This is a genomic window from Paraburkholderia aspalathi (assembly GCF_900116445.1).
Lineage (GTDB): Bacteria > Pseudomonadota > Gammaproteobacteria > Burkholderiales > Burkholderiaceae > Paraburkholderia > Paraburkholderia aspalathi.
The window spans coordinates 1-2,451 of sequence record NZ_FPBH01000087.1; the positions used below are offsets into that span (position 1 = coordinate 1).

Here is a 2,451-nt window from a genome sequence, read left to right on the forward strand (position 1 = left end):
GTCGCACCGATCCCGGCGCTCACGGCGGCCGACAACGTCGACGCGGATTCGATTTCGGCCACGACCTTGGGGATCATCTGCACGCGCGCGAAACCCTCGTCGACGTACTTGCGCAGATAGTTGTATGGACGCGGCAGCAGCAAAGGCACGTCGCGCAACGCCGTCACGGCGATCTGCTCCTGCGTGATCCCCATGCTGCGCGGCGCCACGAGGAACAATTCCTCGTTCATCAGAAGCTGGAACGACAGGCCGTGGACGGGCTTATCGCCATACAGCACGGCCATGTCCATACGCCCGTTCATGATCAGCTCGCTGAGCGTCGTGCCGAAATTCTCGTTGATGTAGAGCAGGATGTCCGGATGCCGGGCGCGCACGGTCCGCAACAGCGGCAGCGAGAGCGCCGACGCGCCGGTGCCGGGCGCAAGCCCTACCGAAACCTGGCCTGACAGCGTCTGGCCGGCGCTCTTCACGTCGGCCTGAGCCTGTTCGTACTGGCGCAGGATCAACTGCGCGTGGCGATACAGTGTGGCGCCCGCCTCAGTGGCCGTGACGCCCCGCTTGGTGCGCACGAGCAGCTGCTGCTGGAACTCGTCTTCGAGCGTGATCAACTGCTGGCTCAGCGCCGGCTGGGCGATATGAAGCACTTCGGCGGCCTGCGTCAGGCTGCCGATATCGACGATCTTCACGAAGTACTTCAAACGCCGCAGGTTCACGGTAGTCGCGTCTCAACGTTAAGTGATGGCAACAATGATAGGGCAAGCGCCGCCCCGCGCACAGTGCTTAAAAAAACCTCACTCCCGCTTGTGCAACGCTAAAAGCGTGGCCTGTCAGCGTATTCCCGCATGGACCCCGATGGGTAAATGCCAGACGCGCACACGTACCGTCACGTCATAAGTGGATGTTATTGCGCCAGCGGAAAGACGTCTTGGCTTGAACTTTTTCGCGCGCTTAAGGTGAAGCCTCATCAAATGCCGTTGAGGAGTCAAGTGTGAGTGCATCGCGAATTGCCGCCCGCGTCCAACGAATCAAACCTTCGCCGAGCAGCGCCGCGGCGGACCGGGCCGCGGAACTGCGGCGGCAGGGGAAAACCATCGTCAACCTCGTGGTTGGCGAACCCGATTTCGACACGCCCGCGCACATTCGCCAGGCCGCTTTCGACGCGATGGAACGCGGCGAAACGCGCTATACGCAAACCGCGGGCACACCGGCGCTGCGCGCCGCCATCGCGGCGAAACTGCAACGCGAGAACGGCCTTTCGTACGATCCCAAACACATCATCGTGACGTGCGGCGCCAAACACGCGATCTTCAACGCGCTCGCCATCACCGTTGAAGCCGGCAATGAAGTCCTGATTCCCGCCCCCTACTGGGTGTCCTACCCGGACATGGTGCTCGCCTGTGACGGCGTGCCGGTCGTCGTGCCCTGCACCGAAGCAGACAGTTTCAAGCTCACGCCCGCCACCCTCGAAGCGGCGATCACGCCCAACACGCGCTGGCTGATCATCAATTCGCCGACCAATCCCACGGGCGCAACGTATAGCGCCGCAGAACTGCGCGCGTTGGCGGATGTGCTGTTGCGCCACCCCCAGGTGCTGGTGATGATGGACGACATCTACGAACACATCCGGTTCGAAGGCGAGGCATCAGAGCACCTCCTGTCGATTGAACCCGAACTCAGCTCGCGCACCCTGGTCGTCAACGGCGTTTCCAAGACTTACGCGATGACCGGATGGCGCATCGGCTACGCCGCCGGCCCCGCCGACCTGATCGCGGCCATGGACACGCTCCAGTCCCAATCCACCAGCAACGCCAGTTCGATCAGCCAGGCCGCGGCGCTCGCGGCGCTGAACGGCGACCAGACATTCGTGCAGCAATCGGTGCGGACCTATAAGGAACGCCGCGACCACGCACTCGAAGCGCTCAACGCGATTCCCGGCATCAGTTGCAAAACGCCGGGCGGCGCTTTCTATCTGTATGTCAATTGCGGCGGCATGATCGGCCGCACCACGCCGCAAGGCAAGCGTATCGAGGGCGACGTGGATGTCGTTCTGTATCTGCTTGAGCACGCCGGCGTCGCACTGGTTGCCGGATCGGCGTATGGCGTTTCGCCTTTCTTCCGGATGTCGATCGCGACAAGCATCGACATTATCGATGAGGGCTGCCGGAAGATTGCCGCCGCGGTCGCCGCACTGAACTGAGAGTACGGCGACGACGTGAATACGTCGCGTCGTCGCTTTGTAAAAAAGACATGCCGCGCCGAGAGGACGTGGCAGTCGGTTTGGAGTTTTCCATTTTTCGTCAATCTGCAAGGGGATCTACTCGTGAAAAAGCATACATTAGGCATACTAACTGGATTAGGACTGGCAGTTTCTGGGATCGCGCACGCGCAGTCGAGCGTCACCCTGTACGGCATCATCGACGAAGCGGTGCGCTATGACACCCACCAGAACAA

The 2,451-nt window shown here is 61.6% G+C and carries 2 protein-coding genes and 1 pseudogene; 2 read left to right on the plus strand and 1 reads right to left on the minus strand.

The annotated features are described in order from the left end of the window. Window positions 1–713 (minus strand): nitrogen assimilation transcriptional regulator NAC (gene nac / locus BM438_RS44455; protein WP_093647923.1); only part of this gene is annotated, 713 nt, incomplete at its 3' end. Window positions 714–988: 275 nt separating this feature from the next. Between nac and BM438_RS44460 the strand changes: the two genes are divergently transcribed. Together BM438_RS44460 and BM438_RS46650 are read left to right on the plus strand one after the other, a co-directional pair. Next, window positions 989–2,197 (plus strand): aspartate transaminase, encoded by a 1,209-nt coding sequence (locus BM438_RS44460; RefSeq protein ID WP_093647925.1) that lies wholly within the window; start codon window positions 989–991, stop codon window positions 2,195–2,197. Window positions 2,198–2,212: 15 nt separating this feature from the next. Beyond that, window positions 2,213–2,451, plus strand: a pseudogene (locus BM438_RS46650) (porin); the annotation flags it as partial.